The organism is Citrobacter cronae (assembly GCF_016893685.1).
Lineage (GTDB): Bacteria > Pseudomonadota > Gammaproteobacteria > Enterobacterales > Enterobacteriaceae > Citrobacter > Citrobacter werkmanii.
On the sequence record NZ_CP069763.1, the window covers coordinates 4,237,325 to 4,253,823 of the forward strand.

At 50.1% G+C, this 16,499-nt stretch carries 16 protein-coding genes; 3 read left to right on the forward strand and 13 right to left on the reverse strand.

Features of this window, described 5'->3' with window-relative positions:
* Positions 1–144: 144 nt before the first annotated feature.
* Positions 145–1,404: a dicarboxylate/amino acid:cation symporter gene (locus tag JSN25_RS18405; protein ID WP_085048027.1), complete on the forward strand. Its 1,260-nt coding sequence runs from the start codon at positions 145–147 to the stop codon at positions 1,402–1,404.
* Positions 1,405–1,483: 79 nt separating this feature from the next.
* On the opposite strand, the gene cheW is transcribed toward JSN25_RS18405, so the two are convergent.
* The 6 genes from cheW to flhD form a co-directional block, all read right to left on the reverse strand.
* On the reverse strand, positions 1,484–1,987 hold the full coding sequence (gene cheW / locus JSN25_RS18410) for a chemotaxis protein CheW (RefSeq protein WP_038641481.1): 504 nt from the start codon (positions 1,985–1,987) through the stop codon (positions 1,484–1,486).
* A 21-nt stretch (positions 1,988–2,008) separates the two neighbouring features.
* Positions 2,009–4,057: a chemotaxis protein CheA gene (gene cheA, locus JSN25_RS18415; RefSeq protein ID WP_121529173.1), complete on the reverse strand. Its 2,049-nt coding sequence runs from the start codon at positions 4,055–4,057 to the stop codon at positions 2,009–2,011.
* Positions 4,058–4,061: 4 nt separating this feature from the next.
* A complete protein-coding gene (motB, locus tag JSN25_RS18420; protein ID WP_038641486.1) occupies positions 4,062–4,991 on the reverse strand; it encodes a flagellar motor protein MotB in 930 nt (309 codons plus the stop codon).
* Complete coding sequence (gene motA, locus JSN25_RS18425) at positions 4,988–5,875, reverse strand: flagellar motor stator protein MotA (RefSeq protein WP_032939611.1); 888 nt, start codon at positions 5,873–5,875, stop codon at positions 4,988–4,990. The genes motB and motA overlap by 4 nt, the downstream gene beginning before the upstream one ends.
* A gap of 124 nt (positions 5,876–5,999) precedes the next feature.
* Positions 6,000–6,584, reverse strand: coding sequence for a flagellar transcriptional regulator FlhC (flhC, locus tag JSN25_RS18430; RefSeq protein WP_170973258.1), 585 nt, complete (start codon positions 6,582–6,584; stop codon positions 6,000–6,002).
* Complete coding sequence (gene flhD, locus JSN25_RS18435; RefSeq protein WP_003034622.1) at positions 6,581–6,922, reverse strand: flagellar transcriptional regulator FlhD; 342 nt, start codon at positions 6,920–6,922, stop codon at positions 6,581–6,583. Before flhD ends, flhC begins: the two co-directional genes overlap by 4 nt.
* 793 nt (positions 6,923–7,715) lie before the next feature.
* Here flhD and uspC point away from each other — a divergent pair.
* On the forward strand, positions 7,716–8,144 hold the full coding sequence (gene uspC, locus JSN25_RS18440; RefSeq protein WP_038641488.1) for a universal stress protein UspC: 429 nt from the start codon (positions 7,716–7,718) through the stop codon (positions 8,142–8,144).
* 16 nt (positions 8,145–8,160) lie between these two features.
* On the opposite strand, the gene otsA is transcribed toward uspC, so the two are convergent.
* From otsA to JSN25_RS18470, 6 genes are all read right to left on the reverse strand, one after another.
* Positions 8,161–9,582 (reverse strand): alpha,alpha-trehalose-phosphate synthase, encoded by a 1,422-nt coding sequence (gene otsA / locus JSN25_RS18445; protein ID WP_069323586.1) that lies wholly within the window; start codon positions 9,580–9,582, stop codon positions 8,161–8,163.
* On the reverse strand, positions 9,557–10,360 hold the full coding sequence (otsB, locus tag JSN25_RS18450) for a trehalose-phosphatase (RefSeq protein WP_087856039.1): 804 nt from the start codon (positions 10,358–10,360) through the stop codon (positions 9,557–9,559). The genes otsA and otsB overlap by 26 nt, the downstream gene beginning before the upstream one ends.
* A gap of 175 nt (positions 10,361–10,535) precedes the next feature.
* Complete coding sequence (gene araH, locus JSN25_RS18455; RefSeq protein ID WP_042307755.1) at positions 10,536–11,522, reverse strand: L-arabinose ABC transporter permease AraH; 987 nt, start codon at positions 11,520–11,522, stop codon at positions 10,536–10,538.
* A gap of 14 nt (positions 11,523–11,536) precedes the next feature.
* Positions 11,537–13,051 (reverse strand): arabinose ABC transporter ATP-binding protein AraG, encoded by a 1,515-nt coding sequence (gene araG / locus JSN25_RS18460; protein WP_038641495.1) that lies wholly within the window; start codon positions 13,049–13,051, stop codon positions 11,537–11,539.
* A gap of 115 nt (positions 13,052–13,166) precedes the next feature.
* The gene (locus JSN25_RS18465; RefSeq protein WP_038641497.1) at positions 13,167–14,156 is read right to left on the reverse strand and encodes an arabinose ABC transporter substrate-binding protein; all 990 of its coding nucleotides are present in this window, start codon (positions 14,154–14,156) and stop codon (positions 13,167–13,169) included.
* 318 nt (positions 14,157–14,474) lie between these two features.
* Positions 14,475–15,032: a DJ-1/PfpI family protein gene (locus tag JSN25_RS18470; protein ID WP_204525225.1), complete on the reverse strand. Its 558-nt coding sequence runs from the start codon at positions 15,030–15,032 to the stop codon at positions 14,475–14,477.
* A 554-nt stretch (positions 15,033–15,586) separates the two neighbouring features.
* Between JSN25_RS18470 and JSN25_RS18475 the strand changes: the two genes are divergently transcribed.
* The gene (locus JSN25_RS18475) at positions 15,587–16,090 is read left to right on the forward strand and encodes a non-heme ferritin-like protein (RefSeq protein WP_038641501.1); all 504 of its coding nucleotides are present in this window, start codon (positions 15,587–15,589) and stop codon (positions 16,088–16,090) included.
* Between the two features lie 136 nt (positions 16,091–16,226).
* Here the strand turns inward: JSN25_RS18475 and JSN25_RS18480 are convergent, their stop codons facing one another.
* Positions 16,227–16,478 carry a DUF2766 family protein gene (locus JSN25_RS18480; protein ID WP_005127709.1) on the reverse strand — a complete coding sequence of 84 codons (252 nt, stop codon included), beginning with the start codon at positions 16,476–16,478 and terminating at the stop codon, positions 16,227–16,229.
* Positions 16,479–16,499: the final 21 nt, after the last annotated feature.

The following is a 16,499-nucleotide window of genomic DNA, read 5'->3' on the forward strand; positions in this document are numbered from 1 at the left end:
AACAAAATGAATAAAAAATTAAAAAAAGTTGTATCCGATTACGCTTTAATCCAATTTATATGATGAATATTTTGTTACCACTTAATAAGTATAAAAAATGAGTAACCGAACAATAAATGTTAAATCCTTACTGAGGGCTTTTTAGTGGCAAATGCAAACAAACTCACGTTGTTTATTGTGATCTTCATGCTGGCGGGGATCCTGTCGGGTGCAGGGATCCACTCTTATGCCTCGCCCGGCGTTGTTACCGCCTGGGCCGATAATATTACGCTTCTCACCGACATCTTTTTGCGCCTGATTAAGATGGTGATTGCGCCTTTAGTCTTCAGCACCCTGACCGTGGGTATTATGCGCCTGGGCGAAACCTCAACCATCGGGCGCGTGGGTGGCAAAGCGATGATCTGGTTTATCAGCTCTTCTATTCTGTCTATTCTGGTCGGTCTGTTTGTGGTCTCCCTCGAACAACCCGGCAGCGGCCTGAACCTGGCGATCCCGCTGGAAGCCACCGATACCGGCCTGGCCGTAGGCGGTATGAGCCTGAAAGGTTTTCTGACACATACCATTCCCACCAGCATCGCTGAGGCGATGGCCAACAATGAGATTCTGCAAATCGTCGTGTTCTCGATGTTCTTCGGCATCGGTGGAGCTTCGCTCGGCGAAAAATTTAACGCCCCGCTGGTTGCCGCGCTGGATGTCGTCTCCCACATTATGCTGAAGGTGACCGGTTACGTGATGTATGTTGCGCCGCTGGCTATTTTTGCCGCAATATCTTCCGTTATCTCCACCCAGGGCCTGGGGATCCTGCTCAACTACGCGTCGTTCATTGGCGGTTATTATGTGGCCATTTTGCTGACCTGTCTGGTCCTGCTGGCCGTGGGTTATGTGATGCTGAAAAAAGAGGTGTTCCGTCTGGTCAGCATGCTGAAAGACCCGGTGCTGGTCGCCTTCACCACCAGCAGTTCCGAAGCCGCTTATCCGAAAACGCTGGAGCAATTAACCAAATTTGGCTGCTCGCCTAATATCGTGTCATTTGTACTGCCTATCGGTTATTCGTTTAACCTGGTGGGTTCTATGGTCTACTGCTCATTTGCATCTATGTTTATCGCACAGGCCTACAATATCCATCTCTCCTTTGCAGAAATCACCGTCCTGATGTTGACCCTGATGCTGGCGTCCAAAGGGATTGCCGGTGTGCCGCGTTCTGCGCTGGTGGTGCTGGCGGCAACCATCCCAAGCTTTAATATTCCGGTTGCAGGAATTTTGTTACTGATGGGTATCGATCATTTCCTCGATATGGGGCGCTCAGCGATCAACGTATTGGGTAACGGGATTGCAACGGCGATGCTGGCACAGGATGAAGGTTTACTGGAAGAAGAACCGGAACTGGTTGAACGAGAAGCGTAAGAAGGAAAGGTGTCGGATGCGCTACGCTTATCCGGCCTACAATAGCAATTATTGTAGGCTGGATAATATGTTTACTTATTTACGCCATATGAGCAGCGGCAATATCTAACAACGCCATCTCTTCGCTGTTCAGCAGTTTCTCAATGTTGACCAGAATCAGCATCCTCTCTCCCAGCGCGCCCAGTCCCGTCAGATATTCCGTTGACAGCGTAACCGCGAATTCCGGTGCCGGTCGGATTTGATCGGTTGTCAGCGACAGCACGTCAGATACGCCGTCAACCACAATCCCAACCACCCGTTGCCCCAGATTCAGTACAATCACCACAGTGTTTTCGTTGTAATCCACATCGCTCTGGCTAAACTTCACGCGCAGATCAACAATCGGCACAATCACACCGCGCAGGTTTGTAACGCCTTTGATAAACGCTGGCGTGTTAGCAATGCGGGTTACCTGATCGTAACCACGAATTTCCTGCACTTTCAGGATATCGATACCGTACTCTTCATCCCCCAGCGTAAACACGAGGAATTCCTGACCTGACGGTTCGCCGGCCAGTTTAGTTACATTACTCATACCGGTCATATTATTCCCTTTCTTACTCAATCAGGCGGCTGTGATCGCCACACGTTGTTCGCGGTTTAACCCCTGCAATGCAGACACATCAACAATCAACGCGACGCTACCGTCGCCGAGAATCGTTGCAGCAGAAATACCTGGCACTTTGCGGTAGTTGCTTTCCAGGTTTTTGACCACCACCTGGTGTTGGCCAATTAACTGATCGACAAGCAGCGCATAGCGACGACCTGCGCTTTGTAAAATCACCACGATGCCCTGCGTTGCTTCGGTTTTTGCGCCTTCAACTTCGAAGACTTTCCACAATTCAACCAGCGGCAAATATTCGCCACGCACTTCCAGAACGCGCTCTCCTCCGGCCAGCGGATGGAGATCTTCTTCGCGCGGTTGCAGTGACTCCATCACGGCATTCAGCGGCAGAATAAAGACTTCGTCCGCCACGCGTACGGACATCCCGTCAAGGATCGCCAAGGTCAGCGGCAGCAAAATTCGGATGGTCGTCCCCTGTCCTTGCTTCGATTGGATCTCAACATGGCCGCCCATCTCCTGGATATTTCGCTTCACCACGTCCATCCCCACACCGCGACCAGAGACATCCGTCACCTGTTCAGCCGTCGAGAAGCCCGGGGCGAAAATCAGCATACCGACTTCGTCATCGCTCATGTTTTCGTGGATCGGCATCCCCTGGGAGATGGCTTTGGCGAGGATTCGTTCGCGGTTCAGACCAGCGCCATCATCGGTCACTTCAATACAAATATTCCCGCCCTGGTGTTCGGCGGAAAGCGTCAGATTGCCGATGGGGCTTTTCCCGGCTTCGAGACGTTTTTCCGGCAGTTCAATACCGTGGTCCAGACTGTTACGCACCAGGTGCGTCAATGGATCGATGATGCGTTCAATCAGGCTTTTATCGAGTTCTGTTGAACTCCCCACCTGCGTCAGCTCAACCTGTTTACCCAATTTACCCGCCAGGTCGCGGACCAGGCGTGGGAAGCGGCTGAACACGTACTCCATCGGCATCATACGAATCGACATCACCGACTCTTGCAAATCACGGGCGTTACGTTGTAACTGCCCCATACTGGTGATGAGATCGCCGTGATTGACCGGATCCAGTTCATTAGAACGCTGGGCCAGCATTGACTGGGTGATAACCAGTTCACCGACTAGGTTAATGAGCTGATCAACCTTCTCAACCGCTACGCGGATGCTGGTTGATTCACTGGCGCGGGCAGGCTTATCACGTTCCGCGCGGGCGTGTGGCGCTTCACTGGCGGCGGTTTTGACCGCAGGCGCGACGGCAACCGGCTGCGGCGTCGCGACTACGGCTACCGCTTCAGTTTCCGCTTTCGCATCAACCGCCACGGGCGCTGCGCTGACGGTTTCGAATTCAATCTGATCCGCTTCAATTACGAAGCAAAGCACCGCAATAATGTCATCTTCCGCAAGGTTGCCATCCAGCGTTGCAGACAGCGTATCGCTTCCTTTTACCACGTCGGTTAAGGTCGCCAGATTCCCCAGCTCCTCTTCCAGCAGATCGACTTCACTGGATTTCAGGCGCGAGAGAATAATCCGTTTCTTGACCTCTTTACTGGCCGGAGCGGGATTGGCAACGGTTTCTTCCTGCATCGCCGCCCCGTCAACAACGCTCAGCTTTGCGGTATTGACGAGCGCGGCTGAGGTTTCACCTTTTGCTTCAAGCGCTAACTGTCGTAACGCATTACAAATGTACTCAAAGCTGGCGGCATCCGGCTCTTCTGAGTTTTTATAGGCGTCGAGCTGTTCCTGCATAATATCTTTCGTTTCCAAAAACAGGTTGATAATGTCGGCATTAAGCTGCATCTCGCCACGCCGTGCTTCATCCAGCAGGTTTTCCATCAGATGGGTCGTTTCCTGCAAAATGGTAAAGCCGAAGGTGCCCGCCCCGCCTTTTATCGAGTGCGCGGCACGAAAAATGGCATTCAGCTGTTCGGAATCCGGGGCTTCAGGAACCAAATCGAGCAGGTGTTGCTCCATGTCGGCCAACAGTTCGTCGGCTTCATCAAAAAAAGTCTGATAAAAATCGCTAATATCCATGCTCACGCTATCACCTCGGATTGGCTGGTGGCGATGTGGGAACGCTTGCCGGCGGAAGTTCCGCTGGCTGTTGTAAGACACTTACCGGCTCATTCTGGCTTTCAGCGTTTTCATGCAAAATGGCCTCTTCTGCCTGCTTATTGAGAACCAGCAGGCTAATACGGCGGTTGATGGCGTCCTCAGGACCGCGATCGCTCAGACGCATCGTGGCGGCCATGCCTACCACCCGTAATACTTTTCCATCATCCAGACCGCCGCTAACCAGCTCGCGGCGCGACGCATTAGCGCGATCGGCAGACAGTTCCCAGTTGCTGTACCCTTTCTCACCGTTGGCGTAAGGGTAATCGTCTGTATGTCCGGAAAGACTGATTCGGTTAGGGATGCCGTTGAGCACTGGCGCAATAGCCCGCAGGATATCGCGCATATACGGCTCAACTTCAGCACTGCCGGTCTTAAACATTGGTCGGTTCTGACTGTCGATAATCTGAATACGCAGCCCTTCCTGAACTAAATCAATTTTCAAATGCGGGCGCAGCGCACGCAGTTTAGGGTCCGATTCAATCAATTGATCGAGATCGCCGCGAAGTTTGCTTAAACGGCTTTGCTCCATGCGTTTTCTCAAATCATCAATATTCGGCTGCTTGTGCACTTCTCCCTGCTGCTGGGTGTAATCATCCCCTCCACCAGGGATGGGGCTTTGGCTATTCGAAATACGATTGCCGCCTGTCACCGCGGTAGCCAGTGGAGTACGGAAATATTCGGCAATCTGGATCAATTCTTTAGGGCTGGAGATGGAAATGAGCCACATCACCAGAAAGAAGGCCATCATGGCGGTCATAAAATCGGCGTAGGCGATTTTCCACGAACCATGCGCCCCACCACCGTGACCTTTATGTTTGCGTCGCTTTACGACGATAATGGGATGGGCCTGATTTTTCATGCGTCCTCGGTCGTTTGCTGCGCAGCTGGATTTCTCACCGCACGAACATGCTCTTCCAGTTCGATAAACGAAGGACGTTCGCTGGAATACAATGTCTTACGACCAAATTCGACGGCAATCGGCGGGGCGTAACCATTCAGGTTGGAGAGCAGCGTTATCTTCACGCACTGCATCATCTTGGTGGTTTCAGCGCTTTTCTGACGCAGGACACTGGCAAGTGGAGAAATAAAGCCATAGGCCAGTAAAATACCGAGGAATGTCCCCACCATCGCATGCGCAATCAGCGAACCCAGTTCAGCCGCCGGGCGATCGGCGGAAGCCAGCGCATGGACAACGCCCATGACCGCCGCCACAATCCCGAATGCCGGTAGCGAGTCGCCAACCATCGCCAGGCTATTAGCCGGAACTTCGGCTTCGCTCTCATGAGTCTCAATTTCTTCGTCCATCAGCGCTTCAATCTCAAACGTATTCATGTTGCCGCTGATGATCAGTCGCAGATAATCGACAATAAAATCAAGCATCACGGCATCTGCAAGAATGCGTGGATAGCTGGCGAAGATTTCACTCTCTTTAGGGTTTTCGATGTCACGTTCGAGCGAGAACATGCCCTGCTGACGTGACTTGGCCATCAGGCGATATAGCAGCGCCAGCAGATCCATATACATCGCTTTGGTGTATTTCGAACGACGGAAAAGCATCGGGATCGCTTTCATCGTTCCCTTAATGGCTTTCCCGTTATTGCCGACGATGAATGCCCCAATACCTGCGCCACCGATAATCACCAGCTCAGCCGGTTGATAGAGTGCCCCAAGGTGTCCGCCGGTCATCATGTAACCGCCGAAAACTGTACCAATAACAACCAGGTAACCTAATAAGATAAGCACGACATCATCCTTTCGCAATTGACTATGACAGGATGCGCAGTCGGGAAGTTAACTTGAGGTCAGGACAAAAAAAAGCAGCGGTAATCGCTTACCGCTGCTGGAGTGTTTATCCACACCGTATCAGTTAAACAGCCTGTTCGATCTGTTCATCCAGCAGTTGTGGAATAATATCGGCAGCATTCTGGGAAAGTTTACGTCTTTTTACGGCCCGTGATGGCGGCTGGCATAAACTGCAGGCAAAGCTGCCTGCGGGTTGGTGTGCGTGGGTGATAAAGTTCCCGCCGCAGCAGTTGCATGTGGACAATTCCAGCAATCCGCTGTCGACAAAACGTACCAGCGTCCATGCGCGAGTTAACGCCAGCAGTGGACCATCTTCCTGCTGCGGACACTGCTCAAGATATAAACGATACGCTTTAATTACGGCATCCACACCGCTACACAACCCTGTTTTGAGCAGGAATTGCCATGCATTGCAAAACATCGAGGCATGGATATTTTGTTCCCACGTCATAAACCAATCGGTGGAGAAAGGAAGCATCCCTTTTGGCGGAGGACTGCCGCGTAATTCTTTGTACAGCTTGATAAGACGACCACGACTTAATTGCGTTTCGCTTTCCAGCATTTGCAAACGGGCGCCCAATGTGATTAATTCCATTGCCAACTGGATATCACGCGCTTCCTGAACAATGCTTTTTTCGCTCATCATCAAGCCCTTTTCTTGCGCGCGGCATCATCGATGTCGCTTAACAGTCGCGTAGAAAGCATGATGCCGGTATGAATTTGCTGGAGATCGTCAACGCGGGAGTCTTGCGTCAGGCGAGTAACAGTCTGGTGATCGTCGAAACGGAAGTGACACACCAGTTGGTTTGTTTCAGCCAGTTTGACCATTTGAGGAAGAGTTAATGTTGCCAACGTGTCCGCCATCTCTTCGCTGATACCAAGGCGAAACATCGCAGATGCTTTGTCCTGAACGATCAAACGTTGTGCAAGCAATAAATATGACAAATTGATGTCATAAATGTGTTTCAGCAACTCGGATGTATGCATTATTTGCATCCATAATAACCAACATTATTTTCATGCGGTGAAACCGCACCCCGTGATGTCGCCGGGAAGTCCCGGTAAAAAAAAGCAAAAGGTCAAATACATAGCAGCGTGACGACACATACACGTTGTGTAAATCAGCCCTTTTGAAGAATGCGCACTTCTTACAAGCTCACATCAATTCTTACAATTGTCTAAGATTTTTCCTAATTCGACGCAACTCTACCCGCCGCCAGTTACACATACAACGGAACCGTGCTGCGAATTTAAAGAATATGTGACGCAGATCACATAAATCAACTAAACACTTAACATAAATCCATCAGCGCAGCTTTTACTTTGCCTATTTTTTAAACCGACATTCATCTTTTCGATTCCTGGCGTACGAATATTCTTGCAATAAAAGCGAATAGTATTTTGTTCACAAACGTTAATATCACACTATGAAATAGCGAGCTGGATCACATATTTTATGTAAAACGACTTTTCAATTAAATTGTTTATAAACAATAACTTAAATATTAAGGGTGATTAATTAATACCGCGCAGTGATAACCCGTCAAATGTTAATATTTGTTTATTTTTTATTAACACATTGTTTTCATTGGCGGTGAGTTTTACTTAAGTGACCAGAACCTATTTGCAATTTATATGAAGCGATTATTCTATTTATAAGAATAATTAATGAATAATAATGATGGGATTCACACTATCCTGGGGAGAAACGTTGCAGTATGGAGTAAGCTGAGTAAAGCAGAAAAGTTCTCTCATAATTCTTGAAAAAAAGGAGCGAGTTATGAGCTATGCGCACATTCTGGTGGCGGTTGCCGCCACCCCTGAAAGCCAGCAATTGTTAGCCAAGGCAGTTTCTATCGCTCGCCCTGTCAACGCCCGTATTAGCCTGATCACATTGGTCTCAGACCCTGAAATGTATAACCAGTTTGCCGCCCCCATGCTGGAAGACCTGCGTGAACTCATGCAAGAGGAGACCCAGGATTTTATCGATAAACTCAGCAAAGAAGCCCAGTACCCCATCGAGCATACTTTTATTACCTATGGGGCACTGAATGAACATATTCTCGACGTTTGCCGTAAACACGCAGTCGATCTGGTCATTTACGGCAACCATAACCAGAGCTTCTTTTCGCGCGCTTCGTGCTCAGCAAAAAGCGTGGTCGGCGCCAGCCAGGTGGATGTTCTGCTGGTTCCTCTGGCTGGAGATTAATACCGTCTTCAGGTCGTTACGCCAGTTTCGAACAGGAAGGCACACTGTCTGACAACTGGCGCTTACTCTGACGCGACGTAACTTTTCTTAGATCGCATATAAATCTCGCCTGCCAGTTGTCGATATCGTTTTTAATGATAGTCTCAAGCATTTCAGCATGACGAGAGATACGTTCAGCAAGCGACATTGTCAGCGCCTGGTTAAGTGCGCCAGCCACTTCATCCCGGTCATAAGGATTCACAATAAGCGCAGAAGTTAACTCATTCGCCGCCCCGGCAAATTGCGATAACACCAGAACGCCGGGGTTGGCCGGATCCTGTGCAGCCACATACTCTTTCGCCACCAGGTTCATACCATCGCGCAATGGCGTCACTAACCCTACGTCAGAATAGCGGAATATTTTCATCAGCAATTTGCGGTCAAAATACTGGTTCAGATAGTAAAGCGGCGTCCAGCCCAACTGCCCATATTTACCGTTAATCCGCCCGGCCTCTGTCTCCAGTTGATGGCGAATGTCCTGGTAGGCCTGCACCTCTCCGCGCGAGGTTGGCGCTATCTGCGTATAGCGAATTTTGCCATGGTGCTGCGGGTAATGCTCCAGCAGCGCCTCATAGGCCTGGAAACGCTCTGGCAAGCCTTTGGAGTAATCCAGACGCTCAACGGAGAATATATTCTTCACATTCTTAAGCTCTGCCTTTAACTGCGCCATTTTTGGCGGCAGAGGACCTGAGGCCTGGCGTGCGATTTCCTCCGGCTCGATGCCAATTGGATACACTTCTGTGCGAAACGCTTTATCCCATGCTTTGTGGCGCTTATCGCTGTGGGTAGTTACCTGAGTCTGGACAGCCAGACAGTCCAGAAAAGCCTGGCGATCGTTTTCGGTCTGGAAACCCAGTAAATCAAAATCACACATCTGCTCAAGCAGAGCCTGGTGTGGAGGGAGCGCGTTAAAAATTTCCGGCGTCGGAAAAGGGATATGCAGGAAAAAACCGATGCGATTATTCACGCCGCGTTTACGCAACTCGTAGGCAAACGGTAACAGGTGGTAATCATGAACCCAAATAATGTCATCTTCGCTCAGCAGCGGCAGCAGTTTATCTACCAGCAAGGCATTAACCCGCTGATACCCCTCCCAGGCCGGGCGCTGAAACTGAACTAAATCCAACCGGTAGTGGAATGCAGGCCATAAAACGGCATTCGAAAACTGACAGTAATACTCTTCATAATCCTGCTCGCTCAAATTAAACGAGGCCCAGGTAATATTGCCACGAGTGACCTTTTTTAACGGTTTATCCTCATTACCGATATCGCCACTCCAGCCAAACCACAATCCACCAGCAGTTTTTAACGCGCCCAACACACCGACCGCGAGCCCACCTGCGCTCCCTTTGTCATCTGGCGAGGCGATACGATTAGATACTACGACTAAACGACCCATAGTCACCTCTTCTGTTGTTTGTTGTATTCGATTGTTGCTGCGAAGAGTTAATTTGCTCCAGCCAACGCCAGACATCGCTGACGCCATCCAGACGCCATGTCGCCAGCGTCGCCCCGCTCCCCACCTTCACTGAAATACCGCCTGCGCGGTTAACTACCTCAAAGCCAGTTTCATCCGTTAGATCATCACCGAAAAATACGGGGATCCGTCCGGCAAAAGGCGCTTCCTGCATAAATGCAGCAATCGCATCACCTTTATTCGTACCTTTCGGTTTTATTTCAACGACACATTTTCCATGCTGCAATGCAAGCTGCGGCCATGTATGCGTGATGCATTCCGCCAGCGTTACCAGCGCTGCTTCATGCTCTGGCGCCTGACGATAGTGCAGCGCGAAAGCCATACCTTTTGCTTCCAGCGTCGTGCCAGGCAGTTTCGACAACGCCGTCTGTAACAGCGCGCCGGCTTCACGTTCAATACCCGCGGGCAGGCGCACTATATGGGTTTGACCATTGATGTCACGGCGTTCTGCCCCATGCACTCCGGCAAGCGGAAAACGAAAGGGAGTGGTGAGGCCGTCAAGCTCAGCCATCGAGCGCCCTGAAATCAATGCCAGCGCACCCGCGTTATGCGTCGCCAACTGATGTAGTAATTGCAGGATTGTCTTAGGGACAACGACCTGGTCAGGATAGGGCTTGATCTCAGCCAGTGTCCCATCGAGATCAAAAAAATAAGCACAGTTTGCAGATTGTTCAGGGGGTAATGTCAGTGATGCTGTCACCCGGTTATCCTCCTCATCATGGTTTGTACGCCGCGCGGATCGCGCCGTATAGATGATGTATGACGGATATAAGTATAGACAGTGTGACCATGCTCGCCATTTGGAAAAACAATCGCCAGCCGGGTAGCGGCTGGCGATTAGCTGAGGCTAGACTAAAAAGTTAGGGCTTAAATCATTAAATGGTACGCTTCGCTTTTTGCTTGTAACGGTCGAAGATTACCGCCGCCAGCAGGATGAGACCACGTACGACGTACTGTGCAAAAGGAGAGATATTCAGCAGGTTCATCGCGTTCTCAACCGTCCCCAGAATCAATACCCCGGCAACCACATATGAGATTTTTCCGATGCCGCCTTTCAGCGAAACGCCCCCTAATACACATGCAGAAATCACGATCAGCTCATAACCGATTGAGGTCATTGGCTGACCGCTGGTCATGCGCGATGCGAGGATAATGCCGGCAATTGCGGATACCAGACCGGAAAGAATAAAGATAATAATCTTGGTGCGAACAACCGGAACCCCGGCCAGGCGCGCAGCCTCTTCATTCCCTCCAATAGCCAGCGTGTTACGACCAAACGTGGTTTTATTCAACAGTAAGCCAAATACGATGAAACAAACGATCGTTATCCAGATAGGTGCCGGCAGCCCGAACCAGTTAGCATAGCCAAGGGTGAAGAAACGCTCGTCTTCAATCCCGACCGCCTTACCGTCAGAGATAATGTAGGCCAGACCGCGGACAATCTGCATCGTCGCCAGAGTGGTGATCAGGGCATTGATTTTTAACCGTGCAATCACAAACCCATTCACCAGACCGCATAAAATCCCCAGCAACAGCCCGGCAGCGACGCCAATCCACAGGCTCTCGGTCATGTTGATGACCACGGCAGTAGTGACCCCCGCACAGGCAATGACGGATGCAACGGACAGGTCGAAGTCACCGGATGCCAGGCAAAAGAGCATCCCACATGCGACCATACCCGACATCGATACCGCCAGTCCCAGCCCCTTCATGTTGATGAAGGTGGCAAAGTTTGGCACGAAGATGGCACAAACCAGGAACAATGCCGCGAACACCACCAGCATCCCGTATTGATCCCAAATGCGGCCAAGATTTAGCGCCGATTTCGCAGCACCTGAACCCGATGTAGAAACGGAAGACATCATACTCTCCTTATTCAGGCCACAGCCTGGCTGACTTTAGGCATTGCAAGGCTCAACGCCTGGCGTTCATCCGCCTGTTCATGAAGTAACTCCCCGGCAATCTCGCCTTCTCTCATCACCACGATACGATCGGCGACACCGAGAACTTCTGGCAGGTCACTGGATGCAAACAGCACGGCCACGCCGCGCGCCGCAAGGGCATAAATCACGTTATAAATTTCATGCTTGGCGCCCACATCAATGCCGCGGGTAGGTTCATCCAGCAAAATCACTTTCATCTCTTCCGATAACCACCTGCCAAGAATAGCCTTCTGTTGATTACCGCCAGAGAGGTTCATGATCAGTTGCTCCGCCCCCGGTGTTTTGATGTTGAGCGAACGAATATGGTGATCGGCATTGGTTTCTTCCCAGCCGTTATTGATCACGCATCCCCCCAATACATGTTTACGACGCGCGCTAATGTTGATGTTGTTACGCACCGAATGAACCGGAATAATCCCTTCAGCTTTGCGATCCTCCGGGCACAGCATCATCCCCGCTTCAATGGCGTGGCTCGGTTTGCGAATATCAATTGGCTGTTCATCAATAAACACCTGGCCTGCGGTGATACGCGTGCCGCCAAACAATCCTTTCATTAATTCGCTACGTCCAGCGCCCACCAGCCCAAACAGTCCGACGATTTCACCGCTACGCACCGATAAACTGATCGGCGTGCGCACGCCTGGGGCTTTGACCTCATGCAAACGCAGGCGCTCTGCGCCATAAGGCCTGGATTTCCAACCATAAATATCACCAAGGTCACGCCCTACCATCGCTTGCACCAGCGCATCGTGATCGACCTGCTGCATGTCCGTAAACGTTTTAACGTAGTGCCCATCTTTAAATACGGTAATGGCATCGCTAAGGGCAAAAATCTCCTCCATACGGTGCGAGACATACAGAATGATGCGCCCTTCGTTGCGCAGCTCACGGATAACGCGAAACAAATTCTCAATCTCGCGTGCCGACAGGGAACTGGTCGGTTCATCAAAGGCGATAATTTTGGCGTTACGCGCCAACGCTTTTGCAATCTCTACCATCTGCCATTGACCAATGGAGAGGTATTTCAGTGGCGTGTCGGGATCGATATCCATGCCCAGATGCTTAAGCTGTAGCCCCGCTTCATAGTTCAGCAGCGACCGATTCACAATGCCGCCTTTATGCGGCAGTTGCCCTAAATAGATATTTTCGGCAACGGTCATTTCCGGGACGAGATGCAGTTCCTGGTAAATAATGGCGACACCAGCGTTCAACGCGGCTGTGGTATCCGCAAACGAAACTTCTTGTCCGCGGATCGCCAGGGATCCCGTCGTTGGCGCATAGTTACCACTGAGAATTTTTAAGAGTGTTGATTTTCCGGCGCCATTTTCGCCCATCAGCGCATGCACCTGACCGGCATAGCAATCGAAACTGATATCCGTAAGCGCTTTAACGCCGGGGAACGTTTTGCCAATGCCGCGAAATGAGAGATACGGGGTAGACTGTTGCATAACGTCTCCGTGATTCAGATCTTTATACCGGATGGCGGCTTTGCCTTATCCGGCCTACTGAGTGCGTAATTCGTAGGCCGGATCAGACGCTTTGGCGACGCATCCGGCATTTATGTTACTTACCGCCTAAACCTTTCTTCGCCAGTTCTTCTTTGAAGTTATCGCGGGTAATCAGCACCACATCCGTCACTTCAGTAAACATCGGTGGCTCTGCACCTTTCGTTACCCAGTTGTAGAGCATTTGGCTTGATTTATAGCCGTGAACGTCCGGGCTTGGCAGTAATGAACCGTAGAACCCGGTCGCTTCGCCCTTAGAGAGTTCACTCACCGCGTCAACGCCGTTAATACCGATACCGATCACGTTCGGCGCTTTAAAGCCTTGCCCTTCGGTCGCACGTACGCCGCCCAGCACGGTGTTGTCGTTCATCCCCACGATCAGCCAATGTTTGACTTCAGGATGCTGAACAAGCATGGAGTTGGCGGCGTCGAATGCGCCAGGGATATCATTCGATTTGGTTGGAACCTGGTAGATCTGTTTTTCCGGGAAGCCCGCAGCTTTAAGCGCTTCCATTGAGCCTGAAGTGCGGCGGCGCGCGGTATCCAGTTCGTTCGCGGTAATGGCCATTACCGCGGTGGATTTCACATCCCACCCGCGCTTTTGCATCTCCTTGTACAGCTCCTGACCCTGGCGTTCACCAATTTTTGTTGCCGCCATCATGACCAGCGGCACGGTGTCCATCGGTTTCCCTTTCGCGTTGGCAAACTGGTCATCGACAGCAATGACTTTCATATCGTAGCCGCGCGCCTTCGCCATAATGGCAGGCCCGAGTTTGGGATCCGGCGTACAAATAACAAACCCTTTCGCACCGCTTGCAGCCAGGCTGTCAATCGCGTTAAGGGTTTTCTCACCATCCGGGACGGCGATTTTTATCACCTCAAAACCAAGGTCTTTACCGGCCTTATCGGCAAATTTCCATTCAGTCTGGAACCACGGTTCTTCCGGTTGTTTGACCAGGAAACCGAGCTTCATGGACTCAGCGATAGCGGATTGTGACATAATGGCAGCCAGGCCGATGGCCGCCAGCGCTTTAGTGAATTTGTGCATGGTCAACTCCAGCTTTAACGTTCTTTTATGTAGGGTAAAATCAGACGATTTTTTGTAATTCGGACGTAAAACAAGGCATTACCTTTTATTGATAAGATCAATGCCAGTGCTGAGAGTATTTTTAGCGGGAAATTGATTCTCCATAAGAGAGCGGCATCACACCACAGAATTACAGTAATTGCGTACATAAATTCAGCGATAAATGACATAAAAAAACGCGATTTTGACGACGAAGAAAAAGAGGAATAGCAGATTAGTCCATAACATCAGTCAGCAAATCCTTGTCCCCGAATGCTGAAGCATTCGGGAAAACAATGTTTACCATGGGTAGTAAATGTGGTCGGCGTGATCGCGAACCGGAATATCATCTCCCAACAGACGCGCCGAAAGCGTAAACGCAAAATCAAAAATATGCCCTAATCCTTTGCCGCTAATAAGATTGCCATCCTCAACAACGGGCGCATCGATATATTCGCCATCCGTGACGTTTTGCCATAAATCTCCCGAGCACACGTAGCGACGCCCCTTTAGCAGACCGTTGCCGCCCAGTACGCGCGCGGCCGTAGAGCACACAGGACAAATCAGTTTTCCCGCCTCATCATGGCGGGTGACAAACTGGATGACTGCCTCGCTGGCGGCAAGATTAACGCTACCTTGCGGCCCCCCAGGCAACACGACGGCATCGTAGAGATGGGCCTGACGCGCAGTCAACGTACTGTCGGTCACCATCGGTACGTCATGATAGCTCACTACCGCACGCGACTCCGCGCAGGCCAGCGTTTCGACTTCAATATTCAGGCGACGCAGAATATCAATGGTAACAATCGCTTCCGCCTCTTCAAAACCAGGCGCCAGCAGCACCGCAACCTTTTTCATAGGTAACTCCTCGATTTCCCCACATTCACCAAACAATAAATGCCGAATCGTACAGGTCGTTAAATTTATTAATTTCAGCAAAAATGATCTGGCGCAAAATATTAACTACCAGATAGTTTTCATTTACCTTACCCAATCGTGAAATCGCTACCAGCCGGGACTTCATAATCAGCGAGGTCAAGACAATAGCGTATTGTTAAATTTAATTTTGTGATATGAAACAACATTTCATTACCAGAATATTGCTTTAAATACTTAAATATCAATCAATTACATTCACGCATCTTATATGACGAAATGCAGGCATTAAGAATATTGCTATGACAATATGTAAAAAAACATAAATATGCAGATTTAAGGATTTTCTTATGTCAGATCACGCGCTATGCTGAATCTCGATCGGAAGCGGATATAATCCGTGATCACTAAAGGACCGGCGGAACGGATTTATTCTGCTAACAGTTTTAATTGTACGTAGATGTGAAGTGCGGCGACAGCCCGTTGCACTGACGTGAGTAACGTACATTCTCCTTTCTGGAAATAAGGATATTGATATGGCTGCAGTTGGAATTGTTCATAAACTCAACACGCAAATGAATCTTGAGTTCTACGCATCGAATCTTTACCTGCACCTTAGCGAATGGTGCTACGAACATAGCCTGACAGGTACCGCAACGTTTCTACGCACGCAGGCGCAGGGTAACGTAACTCAAATGATGCGTATGTTTAATTTTATGAAAAGCGCCGGGGCTAACCCCATCGTCAAGGCCATCGATGTTCCGGGTGATGAACTGACTTCCCTTGAAGAACTGTTTCAGAAAACACTGGATGAGTACCAACAGCGTTCGAGTAAGCTTTCACGCTTAACCAATGAAGCTGAAGCATTGAACGATGAGCCAACCGTTGATTTTCTCCACGATCTGGAAAAAGAGCAGCAGCAGGATGGCGTACTGTTACAAACCATTCTTGATGAAGTCCGCAGCGCGAAACGCGCGGGACTGTGCATGGCGCAAACCGATAAACATCTGCTGAACGTCGTAAACTACCAACATCACTAATCTTCAATTTTCATAACGCTAGCCGGATAGTCATGCCACGCATCTTATCCGGCTAGCGCTCAATGATCGCTACGCTCGCGCCTCTCATTCTCAAAGGCACAAAAAACCTTTCTAAAACCTGAAACAACGGTTTATTTTAGTGAGACTCATTCTGCGGCGTGAATTTCAACTCGATCAAGGCAACTGCTTTTTGTATTGCGCGCATAGTAACCGGATCGGCACCTGCAGGGTGACTTGAAAAGTCGATGCTTTTCAGTTGGCTGGACATTTTCTCCCGGACTTCTACCGGGGCGATAACATCAATGACATCCAGAATTTGTTTGATAACCAGCTGACAGGCAACAACGTCCGAGAGCAGTTCCTGATCGGCATTCAGTGTTTGGGACATAATGAGCTCCTTATAGAAAGG